Here is a 17,631-nt window from a genome sequence, read left to right on the forward strand (position 1 = left end):
GGCTGGGCGCGCGTCGGCCGATCAGGCCACCACCCAGGGGCCGGCCCGCAAGGACTCGGCGGTGACCACCCCCCGCAGCGCCTCGATCGAGTCCGCGCCCTCCGGCCCACCGAGTGAGGCCACGATACGGGCGACCGCGGCCCTCGTCGTCGTCCCCTCCTGCGCCAGATCGGCCAGGGTCACCGCGCCGTTCCGCTTGGCCAGACGCTCACCGGCGGCGTTGACCGCAAGCGGCACGTGCACGTACTCCGGGTGCGGCAGGCCCAGCAGGTCGGCCAGGTGGGCCTGGCGGGGAGTGGAGGAGAGCAGGTCCTCGCCGCGCACGACCTGGTCGACGCCCTGCTCGGCATCATCGACGACGACGGCGAGGTTGTACGCCCACACGCCGTCCCCGCGGCGCAGCACCACGTCGTCGACGACGCCGGTGTACGGCCCGTGGACGCCGTCGGTGATCGTCAGCTCGTCGACCGTTGCGCGCAGTCGCAGCGCCGGCACCCGCCCCGGGCCGAGCGCCTCCCGGCGACGCTCCCGCTCCGCCTCCGACAGGTCACGGCACGTGCCGGGGTACGACCCGGGCGGGGAGTGCGGCGCGCGCGGGGCCTCGGCGATCTCGCGGCGCGAGCAGTAGCACTCGTAGACCAGGCCCTGGTCGGACAGCTGGTTCGCCGCCGCGGCGTAGGCGTGCGACCGCTCGGACTCCCACATGATCTCGCCGTCCCAGTCGAGGCCGATCGCCGCCAGGTCCGCCAGCTGACGCTCGGCCACGCCGGGGCGCGCTCGGGCGGCGTCGAGATCGTCGACGCGCATCCGGAACGCCCGGCGCGAATCGCGGGCCAGCACCCACGCCGCCACCGCCGTGCGCAGATTGCCCAGGTGCAGGTCGCCCGACGGGCTGGGTGCGTACCGGCCGGCGCCGGGGGGCAGGGAGCTGGCGGGGGATTTCACTCCCACAGGGTAGGCCGCGCCACCAGGAAGGGCCGACGCGGCGGGAAGCGCCGGGCGCGGCGGAGATTTCCCGCGCCCCGGCGGGAAGCAGCGGGCGCGGCGATGAGTTCCCGCGCCCCGGCGGGAGTGCCGGGTGCGGCGGGAGGTGCCAGACTGGACGGCATGAGCGCAGACGCCGACAACGCCCGCCCCGCCGCCGACGACAACACCCGCCTGACCGAGGAGCAGATCGCCGAAGGCCTCGCCGATCTGCCCGGCTGGGCCTTCTCGGAGGGGTCGCTGACCTACACGGCCGTGTGCGAGACCCCGCAGGCCGCGATCAACCTGGTCACCGCGATCGGGCAGGCCGCGAACTCGCAGGACCACCACCCCGACCTGCTGTGGAGTTACGACGAGGTCACCCTCGATCTCCGCAGCCACGACGTCGACGGGGTGACCCAGCGCGACCTCCGACTGGCTCGGTCGGTCTCCGCGTTGTCCGGGGAGTTCGACGCCACCCCGCTGGGCCTGGGGGAGTAGGGGGCGCGGCGGGCTCCGGGGGCGCGGCGGGCGGCAGGCGGCGGGCGGCAGTCGTCGAGAAGAGTGTTTCGTGCACTGCTACTCGACCGATACGGGTGAAAGACTCTTGTCGACGCGGCTACTGACGGCCGGATGGCTGTTTACCCCGCGAACTCCGCCAACTCGGCCTCCTCTCCGCGAACTCCTACCCCGCGAACGCGGCCGCCGCGGTGGCCAGGTCGAGCAGTGGCTGCGGCACGATCCCCAGCAGGATCGTCACCACGACCGCGACGCCGACGACCGCGTACGTGACGGGCCTGCGCGCGAACGCCACCTCGCCGGCGCCTGCAGAGCCGTAACGCTCGTTTCCGGAGTCCACCTCGCCCGCATCGCGGAAGAACATCACCACGATCACGCGGACGTAGAACGAGGCCGCGATCGCGCTCGTGAGCACGCCGATCACCACGAGGCTCACCGCGCCGCCGGCAACGGCTGCGGAGAACACCGCGAACTTGGCGATGAACCCGCTGGTCAGCGGGATGCCCGCGAGTGCGAGAAGCAGCAGTGCGAACGCCCCCGCCACGAGCGGTTGGCGTCGGCCGAGCCCGGCCCAGGCCTGCAGGTCGGTGATCTCAGCGCCGTCGGGCGCGCGGACCAGCCCGGCCACCGCGAACACGCCGACGGTGCTCACCGCGTACGCCGCGAGGTAGAACAGCACGGCGGAGGTCCCGGCCGCCGGAGGCCCGAGCACTCCGGTGAGCAGGAATCCGGCGTGCGCGACGGAGGAGTAGGCCAGCAGCCGTTTGACGTCGTTCTGCGTGACACCGGCGACCGTGCCGACGATCATCGTCAGCGCCGCGATCACCCAGAGCACGGGCGCCCAGTCGTCCTCGAGGCGGGGGACGGCGGTGTGGAAGAACCGCAGGATCGCACCGAACGCGGCGAGTTTGGTCCCGGCGGCCATGAACGCCGTGATCGAGGTGGGCGCGCCCTGGTAGACGTCAGGGGTCCAGGTGTGGAACGGCACGGCCCCGACCTTGAACAGCAGGCCCACCGACATCATCGCCACGCCGATCAGCGCCAGCGAGCTGCCGCCCTCGGCGGCGACCACTGCTGCGATGCCGCCGAATTCGACGGTTCCGGCGTACCCGTAGATCAGCGCGGCGCCGTAGGCGAAGATCGCCGAGGAGAAGGACCCCAGCAGGAAGTACTTCACCGCGGCCTCCTGGGAGAGGAGCCGCCGCCGGCGGGCCATGCCACACATCACATACAGCGGCAGGGACAGCACCTCTAGCGCGATGAACAGGGTGATGAGGTCGTTGGCCGCGGGGAACAACATGAGCCCGCCCGTGGCGAACAGTGCGAGCGGGAAGACCTCGGTCTGGGAGACGCCCGTGCGCTCGGCCTCGCGTTCGGCATCGCCGCCCGGGGACAGGGCGGCCTGCGGGGCGAAACCCGCGAGCACCGGGCGACGGGCCGCGGCCGACGCGCCCACCGAACCCGACGAGGCCCCGGCCGCCGCGCCCACCCGGGAGCGTTCCCCGATGAGCACCCCCGCCCCGATCGCCACGAGGACCGTCGCCCCCTGCAGGAACAGCGCCGGCCCGTCCACGGCCACGGCGCCGCCAGCCGTCACCAGCCGCGTCCCGGCGAGCAGGACCACCGTCACCAGCGCCGCGACGAGCCCGCCGAGGTACAGCACCAGCTGCGCGGCGTAGCGGTGTCGGGCGGGGGCGAACGCCTCGACGAGCACCGAGACGATCGCCGTCCCGAGCACCACGAGCAGCGGCAGGAGCGAGGAGTAGGCGATGTCCGGGGTCATCGGGTGGCACCTTCCACGTGGGCGACGGTCTCGGCGACCGCCGGGTCGATCACGTCGAGCGCCGGCTGCGGGTAGAAGCCCAGCACGATCAGCGCCACGACCAGCGGGGCCAGCACCACGCGCTCGCGGGTCGTGAGGTCGGGCGTGGACCGCAACCCCGGCGCGAGGGGCCCGCCCATCACCCGCTGGTAGGTCCACAGGATGTAGACGGCCGCCAGGACGAACGTCGCCGTCGCCAGTACGGCGGCGACGGGGTAGACCTCGAACGTGCCGACGAACACCAGGAACTCGCTGATGAACGGGGCCAGCCCGGGCAGTGACAGCGTCGCGAGCCCGGCGATGAGGAACACCCCGGCGAGCACGGGCGCGGCCTGCTGCACCCCGCCGTAGTAGCCGATCTCGCGGATCCGGTGCCGCCGGACGAGGAACCCGGCCACGAGGAACAGCGCGGCCGTGGCGATGCCGTGGTTGACCATGTACAGCGTGGACCCGGCCGCCGACTGCTCGGTCGCGGCGAACACGCCCAGGACGATGAACCCGAAGTGGGAGATCGACGCGTACGCGATGAGGCGCAGGAGGTCGGTCTGGGCGATGGCCATGATGCCGCCGTAGACGATGCTGATCACCGCGAGCGTCACCATCACGGGCGCCGCGGTCGCCGCGGCCTCGGGGAACAGCGGCAGGCTGTAGCGCAGCATCGCGAAGGTGCCGACCTTGTCCACCACGGCCATCATGAGCACCGCGGAGGCGGGCGTCGCGGCGACGGCGGCGCCGGGCAGCCACGTGTGGAACGGCCACAGCGGGGCCTTGATCGCGAAGGCCAGCGTGAACCCGGCGAACAGCAGCAGCATTGCGCCGGGCGGGATCTGCAGTCGACCGTCGGCGACAGCGTCGGTGATGAGGCGGTAGTCGAAGGTGCCGCGGCCGTCGGGCCCGAGTCCGGCCCGGTCTGTGTACATGTAGAGCCCGAGCACCGCGGCCAGCATGACGAGCCCGCCGAGCAGGTTGTAGAGGAGGAACCGCACGGCCGCCCGCGCCCGGTCCGCACCGCTGTCCCCGAACGCGCCTGTTCCGAATCCCCCGATGAGAAAGTACAGCGGGATGAGCATGGCCTCGAACGCCACGTAGAACAGCAGCACGTCCAGGCTCGTGAAGGCCACCAGCGCGAGCCCCTGCGTGGCGAGCATCAACGCGGGGTACGCCTGCGTCCGCCGACCGTTCGGGGCGGGGCGGTCGCCGCCGGGCCCGTCGGTGTCACGCCACCCGGCGAGCAGCAGCAACGGCATGAGTGCGGCGGTGAGCAGCACCAGCACGAGCGCCACGCCGTCGATCCCGAGTGTGTACGTCGCGCCGAACGCAGGGATCCACGGCCGCGACTCGACGAACTGGTGGGTGTCGCCGCCCGGCTCGAACCCGACAGCCAGCGCGACGGCCACCCCCAGGACGACCAGTGACGTGACCAGGGCGAGGGGCCTCGCCGCGCGGCGCGCGCTCGCGGGGAGGAGGACGACGACGAGTGCGCCGACCAGGGGCGTGAGCCACAGCGCGGTGAGCAGTCCGGGGCCGGTCACAGCACGCCACCCCCCAACATCGCGGCGATCACCAGAACGGCGCCGATCAGCATGTACAGCGCGTAGGAGCGGGTGAGCCCGGACTGCAGGAGCCTCGTCCGGGCGGACAGTTCCCCGAGGGTGGTGCCGACGCCTGTCGCCGTCCCGGCCACGACCCGCCGGTCTATCACTTCGGTGCCCGCGACCAGGGCCTGGCCGGGTCGCATGAACACCGCCTCGTTGAGGTCGTCGGCATACAGGTCGCGGCGCGCGGCCCGCGTGAGCGCGGAGCCGGCGGGGGCGGTGGTCGGGACCTCACTACGGGTGTAGCGGTGCACGGCGAGGGCGATGCCGACGGCCACCACGACCAGGGATGCGGCGGTGACCAACCACACCGGTAGGACGTGCTCCGGATGGTGCTCGCCGACGACCGGTGCCAGCCAGTCCTGCAGCCGCCCGCCGAGCGACAGCAGCAGACCCGAGAGCACCGAGCCCACGGCGATCGCGATCATCGGCGCCGTCATGATCGCCGGCGACTCGTGGGGGTGGGCGTCGTCGGCCCAGCGCCCGGGCCCGAAGAAGGTCAGGATCATCACACGGGTCATGTAGAAGGCGGTCAGGCCCGCGCCGAGCAGGGCCACCGCCCCCAGGAGGTAGCCGACCGCCGATCCTGAGCCGAACGCGCCCGCACCCGCAGCCGACCCGCTGCCCACGTCGAACGCCGCGGAGATGATGCCCTCTTTGGAGTAGAAGCCGGCGAACGGTGGGACGCCGATGATGGCCAGGTAGCCGAGTCCGAAGGTGACAAAGGTGACCGGCATGACCGCGCGTAGGGCGCCGTAGCGTCGCATGTCGACCTCGTCGTTCATCCCGTGCATCACCGAGCCGGCGCCGAGGAACAGTCCGGCCTTGAAGAAACCGTGGGTGAGCAGGTGCATGATCGCCAGCGCGTATCCGGCGGGTCCGAAGCCGGCGGCCATGACCATGTAGCCGACCTGGCTCATGGTGGAGGCGGCGAGGACCTTCTTGATGTCGTCCTTGGCACAACCGACGATCGCACCGAACAGCAGCGTCACGGCGCCGACCGCGATCACGGCGGCGCGCGCGGTCGGGGTGGCGTCGTAGATCGGGTTGGACCGGGTGATGAGGTAGACGCCCGCGGTGACCATGGTCGCGGCGTGGATGAGGGCCGACACCGGGGTGGGGCCCTCCATCGCGTCGCCGAGCCAGGACTGCAGCGGCACCTGGGCGGACTTGGCGCACGCGCCCAGCAGCAACAGCAGCCCGAGCGCGGTGACCAGCCCCGAGCTCACCGCCCCGCCGTCGGCTACCGCCCCCTCGCCGCCCGCCGCCCCGCTGCCGATCGCCGAGAACACGCCCTCGTAGGACAGCGTGCCCAGCTGGGTGACCATGACCATCAGCGCCACACCCAGACCGATGTCGCCGACGCGGTTGACGACGAAAGCCTTCTTCGCCGCGGTGGCGGCGGACGGCTTGTACTGCCAGAACCCGATGAGCAGGTAGGAGACCAGACCGACACCCTCCCAGCCCAGGTAGAGGCCGAGGAAGTTGTCGGCCAGCACCAGTAGCAGCATCGCCGCGAGGAACAGGTTGAGGTAGGCGAAGAACTTGCGTCGCGCCGGGTCGGCCGCCATGTAGCCGATCGAGTACACGTGGATGAGCAGCCCGACGCCGGTGACGAGCAGGACGAACACCATGGACAGCTCGTCCAGACGCAGGCCGAAGTCCAGCTCGAACTCCCCGACCGAGACCCACTCGAACAGGGTCTGCCCCGCGGCGCGGTCGGCGGCGTCGCGGCCGGTCATGGCGACGAGTTGCCACACCGCCACGGCGAACGAGCCCAGCGCGGTCGCGCACCCGAGCAGGTGGCCCCACCTGTCCGCGCGGCGACCGAGCAGCAGCAGGACCGCCGCGCCGAACAGCGGCAGTGCGGGGATGAGCCAGAGCGCGGGCCCGGCGACGGCGGGGGCGAGGGCGGCTGCGGTCGTTGTCGTCGTCGTCATCACGGTCGTCGTCATCGTCGTCCCCCCTAGTACCTGAGCAGGTTGGCGTCGTCGACGGACGCCGATCGGCGGGAGCGGTAGATGGCCATGATGATCGCGAGGCCGATCACGACCTCGGCGGCGGCCACGACCATGATGAAGAACGCGAAGAGCTGGCCGGTGACGTCGCCGTGCATCCGCGCGAACGCCACCAGGGCGAGGTTGGTGGCGTTGAGCATGAGTTCGATGCACATGAACAGGACGATGGCGTTGCGACGCAGCAGGAACCCGGCCGCGCCGATGGTGAACAGCACGGCCGAGAGGTACAGGTAGTACTCGGGGTTCACGGCCGCTCACCTCCGCCGGTGCCGAGTTCGTCGGGGCCGTCCGCGCGATCGGCCGCGTGGCGCCGCAGCACCTCGCTCACCGAGTCGGGGGCGTCGGACCCGTCGGGCAGTCGGGCGGGCATGTCGGCGGAGTTGCGGCGCGCGTACACGCCGGAGCTGGGCAGCGGGGTCACGCGGGCGGTGTCGTCGGCCTGCCAGTCGAGGAAACGCTGCTGCGACATCTCCCGCTGGGTGAGGCGTCCGGTGAAGCGCTCGCGGTGCGCCAGGACCATCGCGCCGAGAGTGGCGATGATGAGCAGTACCCCGGTGAGTTCGAACGCCCACACGTGCCGGGAGAACAGCAGCTCGGCCAGCGCGGGGACGTCGGAGTACCCGGGGGCGAACCCGGCGAACGGCGGCAGCTCGGCCCGGGCCAGCCCGGTGGCCAGCAGGATGCCGAACCCCAGGCCCGCGACGATCGCCGCCACCCGGTGCCCCCGGATCCGCTCGACCAGAGAGTCCGACGACTCCACCCCGATGAGCATCACCACGAACAGGAACAGCATCATCACGGCGCCGGTGTAGACGACGATCTGGCCCACGCCCAGGAACACCGCCCCCTGCGCGATGTACAGCACGGCGAGCGAGACCATGGTCGCCGCCAGGCACAGCGCCGAGTAGACCGCCTTGGTCGCCGAGACCACGCCGAGCGCGCCCGCCACGGCGATGATGGCCAGCACCCAGAACAGGACGGACTCCCCGGTGGTCACGAGGCCCCCTTCCCGCGGCGCGAGCGCGAGCCGGCTGCGGTCGCACCGCGCGCTTCGGCCGCCCCGGGCGCGTAGGGCTCACCCTGTTCGGGCGCGGAGCCGGTGATCTCTCCGCGGTAGTAGTCGAAGTGGTCGGCGCCCGGGTACATGTCGTGCGGGGCGGGGACCATCCCGGCGAGCATCGGTCCGAGCAGGTCGTGCTTCTCGTAGATGAGGTCGGCGCGGTTGTCGTCGACCATCTCGTAGTCGTTCGTCATGGTCAGCGCCCGGGTGGGGCACGCCTCCACGCACAGGCCGCAGCCGATGCAGCGCAGGTAGTTGATCTGGTAGATCCGCCCGTAGCGTTCACCGGGGGAGAAGCGCTCCTCGGCGGTGTTGTCGGCGCCCTCGACGTAGATCGCGTCCGCCGGGCACGCCCAGGCGCACAGCTCGCAGCCGATGCACTTCTCCAGCCCGTCGGCGTAGCGGTTGAGTTGGTGCCGCCCGTGGTAGCGGGGCGCGGTGGGGACCTTCTCCTCCGGGTACTGCTCGGTGTGGGCCTTGCGGAACATCGTGGAGAACGTCACCCCGAACCCGGCGAGCGGTTCGAGGAACCTGGGAACCCGGGACCGTGACTGCCTAGGCATGGCGGGACTCCTGACTGCGGGGCGAGTCTGCAGATATAGCGCGGTCGAGCGCGACGCGCTGGTGGGGGAGCGGCGGGACGGGGAACCCTCCGGCCGTGGGGTCGAAGGGCGCTGCGTCGAAGGGCGCGGGGGTGAAGGAAGCGGAGTCGGAGGGCGCATGGTCGACGGACGTGGGGCCGACGGGCGCGCCCCGCGTGACGGACGCGGGTGGGGAGTCGCCGCGGGTGGGCGTGGCCCGGCCGCCGCGCCGGGAGCGGGACCGATGGACGACGACGATGACCGCCACCGCCACCAGGCCCGCGATCACCATGGCGGGCGTGAGGAGAGCGGACCCGGGGCCCACGACCACCCGGATGGTCGCCACCGCCATGACCCAGGCCAGCGAGACGGGGATGAGCACCTTCCAGCCGAAGGCCATGAACTGGTCGTAGCGCAGTCGCGGGAGGGTGGCCCGCAGCCACATGAACAGGAACATGAACGCCCACACCTTGGCCACGAACCACAGCAGCGCCCACCAGCCGGAGTCGGCGCCGTCGATCAGCGAGAACGGCAGGGGGGCCTGCCAGCCGCCGAGGAACAGCGTGGCCGCGAGCGCGGAGACTGTGGTCATGTTGACGTACTCGGCCAGCATGAACATCGCGAAGCGCAGCGATGAGTACTCGGTGTGGAACCCGCCCACGAGTTCGCCCTCGGCCTCGGGCAGATCGAAGGGGGCGCGGTTGGTCTCGCCGACCATCGAGATGACGTAGATGACGAACGAGGGCAGCAGCAGGAACACGAACCACACCTGCGACTGGGCGGCGACGATCCCCGACGTCGACATGGTGCCGGCGAAGAGGAACACCCCGACGAACGACAGCGCCATCGCGATCTCGTAGCTGATCACCTGGGCGGTGGAGCGCAGGCCGCCGAGCAGTGGGTAGGTCGAGCCGGAGGACCAGCCCGCCAGCACGATCCCGTACACGCCGATCGAGGTGACGGCGAGGATGTAGAGCACTCCCACGTGCAGGTCCGTGAGCTGCAGCGGCGTGGAGTGGCCGAAGACGGAGACCACGGGCCCGAAGGGGATCACCGCGAACGCCATGAACGCCGGGATCACCGCGATGACCGGTGCGAGCAGGAAGATCGGCTTGTCGACCCCGGCCGGGATGAATCCCTCTTTGAGGGCGATCTTCACGCCGTCGGCCAGGCTCTGCAGGATCCCGCCGGGGCCGACGCGGTTGGGGCCGATGCGCATCTGCATCCACGCCAGGATCTTGCGCTCCAGGTAGATGGCCGCGAGCACGGTCACCACGAGGAACACGAAGACCGCGAGGACCTTGGCCAACACCAGCCACCACGGGTCCGTACCGAAGGCCGTGAGGTCGGCGCCGGTGGTCGACGAGGCCCCGGCGGCGAGCACGGCGGGCCCGTTCACCGCGACTCCGCTCACCGCGACCCCGGTCATGACGCCACCTCCCCGGCCGCGATGGACACCACGTCGCCCGCGCCGGCGGCGAGAGTCGCGTTCACGGCGGACCCGGGCGAGTTCTGCGGCACCCAGACCACGCGATCGGGCATCTCGGTGACGGCCAGCAGCAGGGTGATCGCCCCGCGGTCGGTGGAGACCGTCACCGGCTCGCCGTCGACGGCTCCGAGTTCGGCGGCGGTGTCCGGCGACAGGCGGGCGACGGGGCGGCGGGCCGTGCCGGCGAGGTGGGGTTCCCCGTCCTGCATGCGACCGTCGTCGAGCAGCATCCGCCACGTGGCCAGGACGGCCTGCCCGGCGCCGGGCTCCGGACCCGCAGCCGCTCCCGCCGATGCCGCCGACCCCGCAGCCGCTCCCGCCGACGCCGCCGACCCCGCAGCCGCTCCTGGGGATGGCGTCTCGCCAGCGCTCCGGTCGGTGCGAGACGCCCTGCCGGGGCGCGGCTGCGGATCCGAATAGGCGGATGCGGGGCGGAGCGCGTGGCTGACGGCCTGCATCTCGCGGCGCACCGATTCCACGTCCGCCAGGCCGAACCAGGCACCGGTCTCCTCGGCCAGGGCATTGAGGATCCGGTGGTCGGGCAGAGCATCGGTACCGGTCAGGGCGGCGGCGAAGGGGCGGGTCCGGCCCTCCCAGTTCACGAACGTGCCCGCCTTCTCGGCGACTGCCGCGACCGGCAGAACGACGTCGGCGCGATCGGTGATCTCACTGCGGCGCAGCTCGAGGCTCACGACGAAGCCGGCGGCGTCGACCGCGTCCAGCGCGGCGCGCGGGTCGGGCAGGTCGGCAGCCTCGACCCCGCCGACGACCAGGGCCCCGAGCTCGCCGGAGCCGGCCGCGGCCAGCTGCTCGGCGGTGCTCCGGCCGGGCGTCGCGGGCAGATCGTCGCAGCGCCACAGCTCGGCGAGGGTCCGCCGGGCGTCGTCGTCTGTGACGGGAGCGCCACCGGGCAGCAGTCCCGGCAGGCACCCGGTCTCGAGCGCCCCGCGCTCACCCGCTCGCCGGGGAATCCACGCCAGCCGTGCGCCGGTGGTGTCGGCGAGGGCGGCCGCGGCCGTGAGCCCGCCGGGCACCGCGCCGAGCCGCTCGCCGACGAGGATGACCGCGCCGGGCTCGCGCAGCAGAGTGGGCAGAGCGCCGCGGGTGGGGTCGGTCGCGGGGTCGTACCCGGCGGCGTCGGAGGTCGGTTCGCCGGCGGGAGCCGCGCCGCCGGAGTCCGTGCCGCCGGGGTCGGAGGGGACGACGGCGAGGGCGTTCAGAACCTCGGGCTCCGCCCCGGGGACGGTCGGCAGCAGAGCGCCGCGGGTCTTGCGGATGGCCGGGGTGGCGAAGGGCGCGATCGAGAAGACCTTCAGCCCGTGGTCGCGCGCGGCCCGCCGCAGGCGGAGGAACACGATCGGCGACTCCTCCTCCGGGTCGAAGCCCACGAGAAGCACGGCGGGTGCGGTCTCGAAGTCGGCGTAGGTCACGGCCCCGCCGCCCTGGCCCGGCCCGCTGTCCTGACCCGGACCGTCGCCGGATCCCTGCTCCGACCCGCCGCCCGGGCCGCGCCTGGCAACCCGGTCGGCCAGGAAGTCCGCTTCCTCGGCCGAATGGCGGCGGGCGCGGAAGTCCACGTCGTTGGTGCCGAGCACCGTGCGGGCGAACTTGGCGTAGGCGTAGGCGTCCTCGGCGGTGAGCCGCCCCCCGGTGAGGACCCCGGCCCGTCCGCGGGCGGCGGCCAACCCCTGGGCAGCGGTCGCCAGGGCGGTGGACCACGGGACCGGAACCAGCCCGCCGCCCTCGCCGCGGACCATCGGGGTGGTGATGCGGTCGCGCTGGGTGGCGTAGGTGAACGCCCACCGGCCCTTGTCGCAGTTCCACTCCTCGTTGACCTCGGGGTCGTCGCCGGCGAGGCGGCGCAGGACCTTCCCGCGACGGTGGTCGGTGCGCTGCCCGCAACCGCTGGCGCAGTGCTCGCAGACCGCCGGGCTGGAGACCAGGTCGAAGGGGCGGGCGCGGAAGCGGTACTGCGCGCCGGTCAGGGCGCCCACCGGGCAGATCTGGACAGTGTTCCCCGAGAAGTAGGACTCGAACGGCTCGTCGCCGTACACCCCGACCTGCTGCCGGGCGCCGCGCTCGAAGAGGTCGATGAACGGGTCCCCGGCGATCTGCTCGGAGAAGCGGGTGCACCGGGCGCACATGACGCAGCGTTCGCGGTCGAGCAGCACCTGCGACGAGATGGCGATCGGCTTGGGGAACGTGCGCTTGACCTCGGTGAACCTCGACCGCCCGTGGCCGCTGGACAGGGCCTGGTTCTGCAGCGGGCACTCGCCGCCCTTGTCGCAGACCGGGCAGTCGAGCGGGTGGTTGATGAGCAACAGTTCCATCACCCCGCGCTGGGCCTTGTCGGCCATCTCGGAGGTGAATTGCGTGCGCACCTGCATGTCCTGGGTGACCGGGGTGGTGCACGAGGTGACGGGCTTGGGCGCGCCCTCGACCTCGACGATGCACTGGCGGCACGCCCCGGCCGGCTCGAGCAGCGGGTGATCGCAGAAGCGGGGGATCTGCACGCCCAACCGCTCGGCGGCGCGGATGATGAGCGTGCCCGGCGGCACAGAGACCGCGCGGCCGTCGACGGTGAGCGTGACGAGATCGTCCGTGCGCTCTGACTTGGCGCGGCCATGGTCCGGCTCCTGGTCGGGACCGCGGGCGTCGCGGGGGACACCTGACTGGGCGGAGGTCATCGGGCCACCTCCTCGGGTCGTGTGGGATCCGGTCGAGTGGCCGGCCGTACGGGCGGTCGCCGGGAGCCCGCACCCGCACGGTCGGTCCGGTCGAAGAGGGTGGAGCGGCTGTGGTCGAACGGGCAGCCACCCGGGATGTGCGCGAGGTACTCGTCGCGGAAGAGCGCGATCGACGAGATGATCGGGGTCGCGGCGGCGTCGCCGAGGGCGCAGAACGACTTGCCGGCGACGTTGTCGGAGATGTCGAGCAGTCGGTCCAGATCGTCGGCGGTGGCGGTGCCGTCCTCGAGTCGGTGCATGATCTGCTCCAGCCAGAACGTGCCCTCGCGGCAGGGGGTGCACTTGCCGCACGACTCGTGGGCGTAGAACTCCGTCCACCGCAGCACCGCTCGCACGACGCAGGTGGTGTCGTCGAAGATCTGCAGTGCCTTGGTGCCGAGCATGGTGCCCTCGGCGGCGCAGCCCTCGTAGTCGAGCGGCATGTCGAGCTGGGCGTCGGTGAGCAGCGGGGTCGAGGAGCCGCCCGGGGTCCAGAACTTCAGGGTGTGGCCCTGGCGGATCCCGCCGGCCAGGTCGAGTAGCTCGCGCAGCGTGATGCCCAGCGGGGCCTCGTACTGGCCGGGCCGGGTGACGTGCCCGGACAGCGAGTACAGGGTGAAGCCGGGGGACTTCTCCGAGCCCATCGAGCGGAACCACTCGGGCCCGTGCTGGAGGATCGACGGGACGCTGGCGATGGACTCGACGTTGTTCACCACCGTCGGACAGGCGTAGAGGCCCGCGACGGCGGGGAACGGCGGCCGCAGTCTGGGTTGGCCGCGGCGTCCCTCGAGCGAGTCGAGCAGGGCGGTCTCCTCTCCGCAGATGTAGGCGCCGGCGCCGGCGTGGACGATCAGCTCCAGGTCGACGCCGCTTCCGAGGATGTCGCGGCCGAGGTACCCGGCCTCGTATGCCTCGGCGACCGCTACCTGCAGGCGGCGCAGGACGGGCACCACCTCACCACGCAGGTAGATGAACGCGTGCGAGGCGCGGATGGCGTACGCGGCGATGATGATGCCCTCGATGAGCACGTGCGGGGTGGCCAGCATGAGCGGCATGTCCTTGCAGGTGCCGGGCTCGGACTCGTCGGCGTTGACCACCAGGTAGTGGGGTTTGGCGGCCGCGGAGGCCTGCGCGCCCGAGCCGGAGTCGGAGCCGCCGGCCGACTCGCCGGTCTCCTGCGGGATGAAGCCCCACTTGCGGCCGGTGGGGAACCCGGCGCCGCCGCGGCCCCGCAGGCCGGCGTCGAGGACGGTGGAGATGACCTCGTCCGGTCCGGTGGCCAGGGCGTTGCGCAGACCCGTGTAGCCGTCGTTCTCCAGGTAGGTCTCGAGCGTCCAGCTGTTGGGGGCGTCCCAGTAGCGGCTGAGGTACGGCGCGAGCGGCATGTCAGGCCTCCTCGTCCGGCTCGGTGGAGGGCAGCTCAGTGGACTCGTCCGGCCCCGCGGGGGCGCGCATGTCGTGCTCGCGGGCGATCCGCAGGCCCACCAGAGTCGCGTCGCCGGGGGCTCCGTCGTTCGCGCCGGGGCGGGTGTCGGGGAAGCCGGCGAGGAGGCGGGAGGTCTCGCGAAACGTGCACAACGGCGCGCCGCGGGTCGGGGTCGCCGTCCGGCCGGCCCTCAGGTCGTCGACGACCTGCCGGGCGGAGGCGGGGGTCTGGTCGTCGAAGAACTCCCAGTTGACCATCATCACCGGGGCGTAGTCGCAGGCCGCGTTGCACTCGATGCGCTCGAGCGTCACCCGGCCGTCGTCGGTGGTGCCGGGCCCGTCGAGCCCCAGGTGGTCACGCAGGTCGGCGTAGATCTCGTCGCCGCCCATCACCGCGCACAGGGTGTTGGTGCACACCCCGACCAGGAAGTCGCCCGTGGGCGTGCGCCGGTACATCGAGTAGAACGTGGCGACGGCCATGACCTCGGCGGAGGTGAGTCCGACGGCGAGGGCACAGAACTCGATGCCGGCGGGCGTGAGATGCCCGTCCTCGGCCTGGACGAGGTGGAGGAGTGGCAGCAACGCCGACCGGGCCTGCGGATAGCGGGCGATGATCACCTCGGCGTCGGCCCGCAGTCGCGTCAGGACGTCGTCGGGGTAGCGCCGGCGGGCGTCGGGCCGGACGATCGCCCCCGGCTCGTCGGGCTGCTGCCCGAACTGCAGGAACACCGGTTCTCTACTCGTCGACTCCGTGCTGCTCATCGGTCCACCCCTCCCATCACGGGGTCGATGCTGGCGACCGCGGCGATGACGTCGGAGAGCATCCCGCCCTCGCACATCGCTGCCACGGCCTGCAGATTGGTGAACGACGGGTCGCGGTAGTGCACCCGGTACGGGCGGGTCCCGCCGTCGGAGACCATGTGCACCCCCAGCTCGCCGCGGGGGGACTCCACCGGCACGTACACCTGGCCCGGAGGGACCGGAAAGCCCTCGGTGACCAGCTTGAAGTGGTGGATCAGCGCCTCCATGGAGCTGTCCATGATCTCGCGGATGTGCTCGGCGGAGTTGCCGAGCCCGTCTGGTCCCACCTTGAGCTGGGCGGGCCAGGCGATCTTGGGGTCGTCGACCATCACGGGTCCCGGTTCGAGCCGGTCCAGGCACTGCTCGACGATCTTCAGCGACTCCTTCATCTCGTCTACCCGGATGACGAACCGGTCGTAGCAGTCACTCGCCGACCCGGTGATGACGTCGAACTCGTAGTCCTCGTATCCGCAGTACGGGTCGGACCGGCGCACGTCGTGGGGCAGACCGGTGGCCCGCAGGACCGGGCCGGTCACGCCGAGGGCCATGCACCCGGTGAGGTCGAGGTAGCCGACGTCCTGCAGCCGCATCTTCCAGATGGGGTTCTCGCGCAGCAGGAGTTCCATCTCGCGGATCCGCCCGGGCATCACCTCGAGCAGTTCGCGCACCTTGGGCACCGCGTCGTCGGGCAGGTCCTGGACCACGCCGCCGGGCCGGACATAGGCGTGGTTCATCCGCAGACCGGTGATGACCTCGAAGACATCCAGGACCAGCTCCCGCTCGCGGAATCCGAACAGCATCGGTGTGCTCGCCCCCAATTCCAGAGCACCGGTCGCCAAGGCCACCATGTGCGAGGAGATGCGGTTGAGCTCCATGAGCATCACCCGGATGACCGACGCCCTCGGCGGGATCCGGTCGGAGATCCCGAGTAGCTTCTCCACGCCCAGGCAGAAGGCGACCTCGTTGGAGAACGGCGCCAGGTAGTCCATGCGGGTGACGAAGGTGACGCCCTGGGTCCAGTAGCGGTACTCCAGGTTCTTCTCGATGCCGGTGTGGAGGTAACCGATCCCGCACTGGGCCTTCGTGACGGTCTCGCCCTCGATCTCCAGGATCAGCCGCAGCACCCCGTGCGTGGACGGGTGTTGCGGGCCCATGTTGACCACGATGCGATCGTCGTCGGCGTTGCGCGCGGCCTCGCTGATCGCGTCCCAGTCCTGTCCGGAGGCGGTGAGGATCGTGTCGGAGTCCGCGGCGCGGTCGGCACGGGCCGAGCGGCCCGAGCGCCTCGCGCGGGTGCGATCGGCGGTCATGAGTACGCCCTCCGCTGATCGGGCGGCGGGATGGTCGCACCCTTGAACTGCACCGGGATCCCGCCCAGCGGGTAGTCCTTGCGCTGCGGATGGCCCTCCCAGTCGTCGGGCATCTCGATCCGCGTCAGCGACGGATGGCCGTCGAAGATGACGCCGAAGAAGTCGTACGTCTCCCGCTCGTGCCAGTCCGTCGTGGGATACACGCGGGTCAGCGTGGGGATGTGCGGGTCCGCGTCCGGGGCCGACGTCTCGAGCATCACGCGACGGTTGTGGGTGATGGACTGCAGCGGATACACCACGTGCAGCTCCCGGCCCGCGGCGTCGGGATAGTGCACCCCGCTCGCGCCCAACGACATCTCGAACCGCAGGTCGGGGGCGTCTCGAAGGGTCAGGGCCACCGCCGGTAGGTGCTCCCGCTCCACGTGCAGGGTGAGTTGCCCGCAGTGGACCACGACCTTCTCGACGGCCTCGGAGAACCTCGGCCCACCCCGCTGGCGCAGGGCCGCGGTGAGCCCGCGGATGACCTCGTCGTCGTCGTCCTCGTAGGGCGGTGGGGTACTGCCGGGCATCTCGGTCGGGCGCACGAGGCCGCCGAACCCGGAGGTGTCCCCTGAGCCACGGACGCCGAACATGCCGTGGCGCACGCCGACGGTGTCCGGGTCAGGGCTGTGCGTGCGGTCGGGTGTGTTCGGTGCGTCGGGCGCCCGGTCGCGGTCCGTGGCGCCGGAGTCCGGGCGACGATCGGTCATCGGAACATCCCCTCGACGGGGATGAGCGGACGCTGGTCGAGCGCGGCCTGCTCCGCGGCACGGATCGCCTCGGCCCGGTTCGCGCCCAGCGGCATGTTCTGGATCTTGTCGTGCAGCGTGATGATCGCGTGCATGAGCATCTCCGGCCGCGGCGGACATCCGGGCAGGTAGATGTCGACGGGCACGATGTGGTCGACGCCCTGCACGATCGCGTAGTTGTTGAACATCCCGCCCGACGACGCGCACACGCCCATCGACAGGACCCACTTGGGCTCGGCCATCTGGTCGTACACCTGGCGCAGGACCGGGGCCATCTTCTGCGAGACCCGGCCCGCGACGATCATGAGATCGGCCTGCCGGGGGGACGCGCGGAAGACCTCCGTGCCGAATCGGGCCAGGTCGTAGCGGCCGCCGCTCGTGGACATCATCTCGATCGCGCAGCACGCCAGACCGAACGTCGCCGGCCACAGCGAGCCCTTGCGCATGTAGCCCGCCAGCTGCTCGACCGTGGTCAGCAGGAAGCCGGCCGGCACCTTCTCCTCGAGTCCCATCTCGGCGCTCCTCTCCGACTCG

At 71.7% G+C, this 17,631-nt stretch carries 15 protein-coding genes; 1 reads left to right on the forward strand and 14 read right to left on the reverse strand.

Annotated features, from left to right (window positions below):
- Nucleotides 1-21: 21 nt before the first annotated feature.
- Nucleotides 22-945 carry a tRNA glutamyl-Q(34) synthetase GluQRS gene (gene gluQRS, locus G6R20_RS01275; protein WP_163375361.1) on the reverse strand — a complete coding sequence of 308 codons (924 nt, stop codon included), beginning with the start codon at nucleotides 943-945 and terminating at the stop codon, nucleotides 22-24.
- Nucleotides 946-1,107: 162 nt separating this feature from the next.
- Between gluQRS and G6R20_RS01280 the strand changes: the two genes are divergently transcribed.
- Nucleotides 1,108-1,464: a 4a-hydroxytetrahydrobiopterin dehydratase gene (locus G6R20_RS01280; RefSeq protein WP_163375362.1), complete on the forward strand. Its 357-nt coding sequence runs from the start codon at nucleotides 1,108-1,110 to the stop codon at nucleotides 1,462-1,464.
- Between the two features lie 184 nt (nucleotides 1,465-1,648).
- Here G6R20_RS01280 and nuoN read toward each other — a convergent pair whose 3' ends face one another.
- The 13 genes from nuoN to G6R20_RS01345 are packed head-to-tail and all read right to left on the reverse strand — an operon-like array spanning nucleotide 1,649 to nucleotide 17,609.
- Nucleotides 1,649-3,265 (reverse strand): NADH-quinone oxidoreductase subunit NuoN, encoded by a 1,617-nt coding sequence (gene nuoN, locus G6R20_RS01285; RefSeq protein ID WP_163375363.1) that lies wholly within the window; start codon nucleotides 3,263-3,265, stop codon nucleotides 1,649-1,651.
- On the reverse strand, nucleotides 3,262-4,836 hold the full coding sequence (locus G6R20_RS01290; RefSeq protein ID WP_163375364.1) for an NADH-quinone oxidoreductase subunit M: 1,575 nt from the start codon (nucleotides 4,834-4,836) through the stop codon (nucleotides 3,262-3,264). The genes nuoN and G6R20_RS01290 overlap by 4 nt, the downstream gene beginning before the upstream one ends.
- Nucleotides 4,833-6,839 (reverse strand): NADH-quinone oxidoreductase subunit L, encoded by a 2,007-nt coding sequence (nuoL, locus tag G6R20_RS01295; protein WP_163375686.1) that lies wholly within the window; start codon nucleotides 6,837-6,839, stop codon nucleotides 4,833-4,835. Before nuoL ends, G6R20_RS01290 begins: the two co-directional genes overlap by 4 nt.
- A gap of 26 nt (nucleotides 6,840-6,865) precedes the next feature.
- Nucleotides 6,866-7,165 carry an NADH-quinone oxidoreductase subunit NuoK gene (nuoK, locus tag G6R20_RS01300; RefSeq protein ID WP_067714654.1) on the reverse strand — a complete coding sequence of 100 codons (300 nt, stop codon included), beginning with the start codon at nucleotides 7,163-7,165 and terminating at the stop codon, nucleotides 6,866-6,868.
- Nucleotides 7,162-7,914: an NADH-quinone oxidoreductase subunit J gene (locus tag G6R20_RS01305; protein ID WP_163375365.1), complete on the reverse strand. Its 753-nt coding sequence runs from the start codon at nucleotides 7,912-7,914 to the stop codon at nucleotides 7,162-7,164. The genes nuoK and G6R20_RS01305 overlap by 4 nt, the downstream gene beginning before the upstream one ends.
- On the reverse strand, nucleotides 7,911-8,540 hold the full coding sequence (gene nuoI, locus G6R20_RS01310; protein ID WP_163375366.1) for an NADH-quinone oxidoreductase subunit NuoI: 630 nt from the start codon (nucleotides 8,538-8,540) through the stop codon (nucleotides 7,911-7,913). Before nuoI ends, G6R20_RS01305 begins: the two co-directional genes overlap by 4 nt.
- Nucleotides 8,533-9,987 (reverse strand): NADH-quinone oxidoreductase subunit NuoH, encoded by a 1,455-nt coding sequence (gene nuoH, locus G6R20_RS01315; RefSeq protein WP_163375367.1) that lies wholly within the window; start codon nucleotides 9,985-9,987, stop codon nucleotides 8,533-8,535. Before nuoH ends, nuoI begins: the two co-directional genes overlap by 8 nt.
- On the reverse strand, nucleotides 9,984-12,734 hold the full coding sequence (locus tag G6R20_RS01320; RefSeq protein WP_163375368.1) for an NADH-quinone oxidoreductase subunit G: 2,751 nt from the start codon (nucleotides 12,732-12,734) through the stop codon (nucleotides 9,984-9,986). Before G6R20_RS01320 ends, nuoH begins: the two co-directional genes overlap by 4 nt.
- On the reverse strand, nucleotides 12,731-14,158 hold the full coding sequence (gene nuoF, locus G6R20_RS01325) for an NADH-quinone oxidoreductase subunit NuoF (protein ID WP_163375369.1): 1,428 nt from the start codon (nucleotides 14,156-14,158) through the stop codon (nucleotides 12,731-12,733). Before nuoF ends, G6R20_RS01320 begins: the two co-directional genes overlap by 4 nt.
- A 1-nt stretch (nucleotide 14,159) precedes the next feature.
- Nucleotides 14,160-14,960 (reverse strand): NADH-quinone oxidoreductase subunit NuoE, encoded by an 801-nt coding sequence (gene nuoE / locus G6R20_RS01330; protein ID WP_163375370.1) that lies wholly within the window; start codon nucleotides 14,958-14,960, stop codon nucleotides 14,160-14,162.
- On the reverse strand, nucleotides 14,957-16,309 hold the full coding sequence (gene nuoD, locus G6R20_RS01335) for an NADH dehydrogenase (quinone) subunit D (RefSeq protein WP_163375371.1): 1,353 nt from the start codon (nucleotides 16,307-16,309) through the stop codon (nucleotides 14,957-14,959). The genes nuoE and nuoD overlap by 4 nt, the downstream gene beginning before the upstream one ends.
- Nucleotides 16,306-17,058 (reverse strand): NADH-quinone oxidoreductase subunit C, encoded by a 753-nt coding sequence (locus G6R20_RS01340; protein ID WP_163375372.1) that lies wholly within the window; start codon nucleotides 17,056-17,058, stop codon nucleotides 16,306-16,308. Before G6R20_RS01340 ends, nuoD begins: the two co-directional genes overlap by 4 nt.
- Complete coding sequence (locus tag G6R20_RS01345; RefSeq protein ID WP_067714633.1) at nucleotides 17,055-17,609, reverse strand: NADH-quinone oxidoreductase subunit B; 555 nt, start codon at nucleotides 17,607-17,609, stop codon at nucleotides 17,055-17,057. The genes G6R20_RS01340 and G6R20_RS01345 overlap by 4 nt, the downstream gene beginning before the upstream one ends.
- Nucleotides 17,610-17,631: the final 22 nt, after the last annotated feature.

The sequence above is a fragment of the Dietzia sp. Alg238-R159 genome (assembly GCF_900537145.1).
GTDB lineage: Bacteria > Actinomycetota > Actinomycetes > Mycobacteriales > Mycobacteriaceae > Dietzia > Dietzia kunjamensis.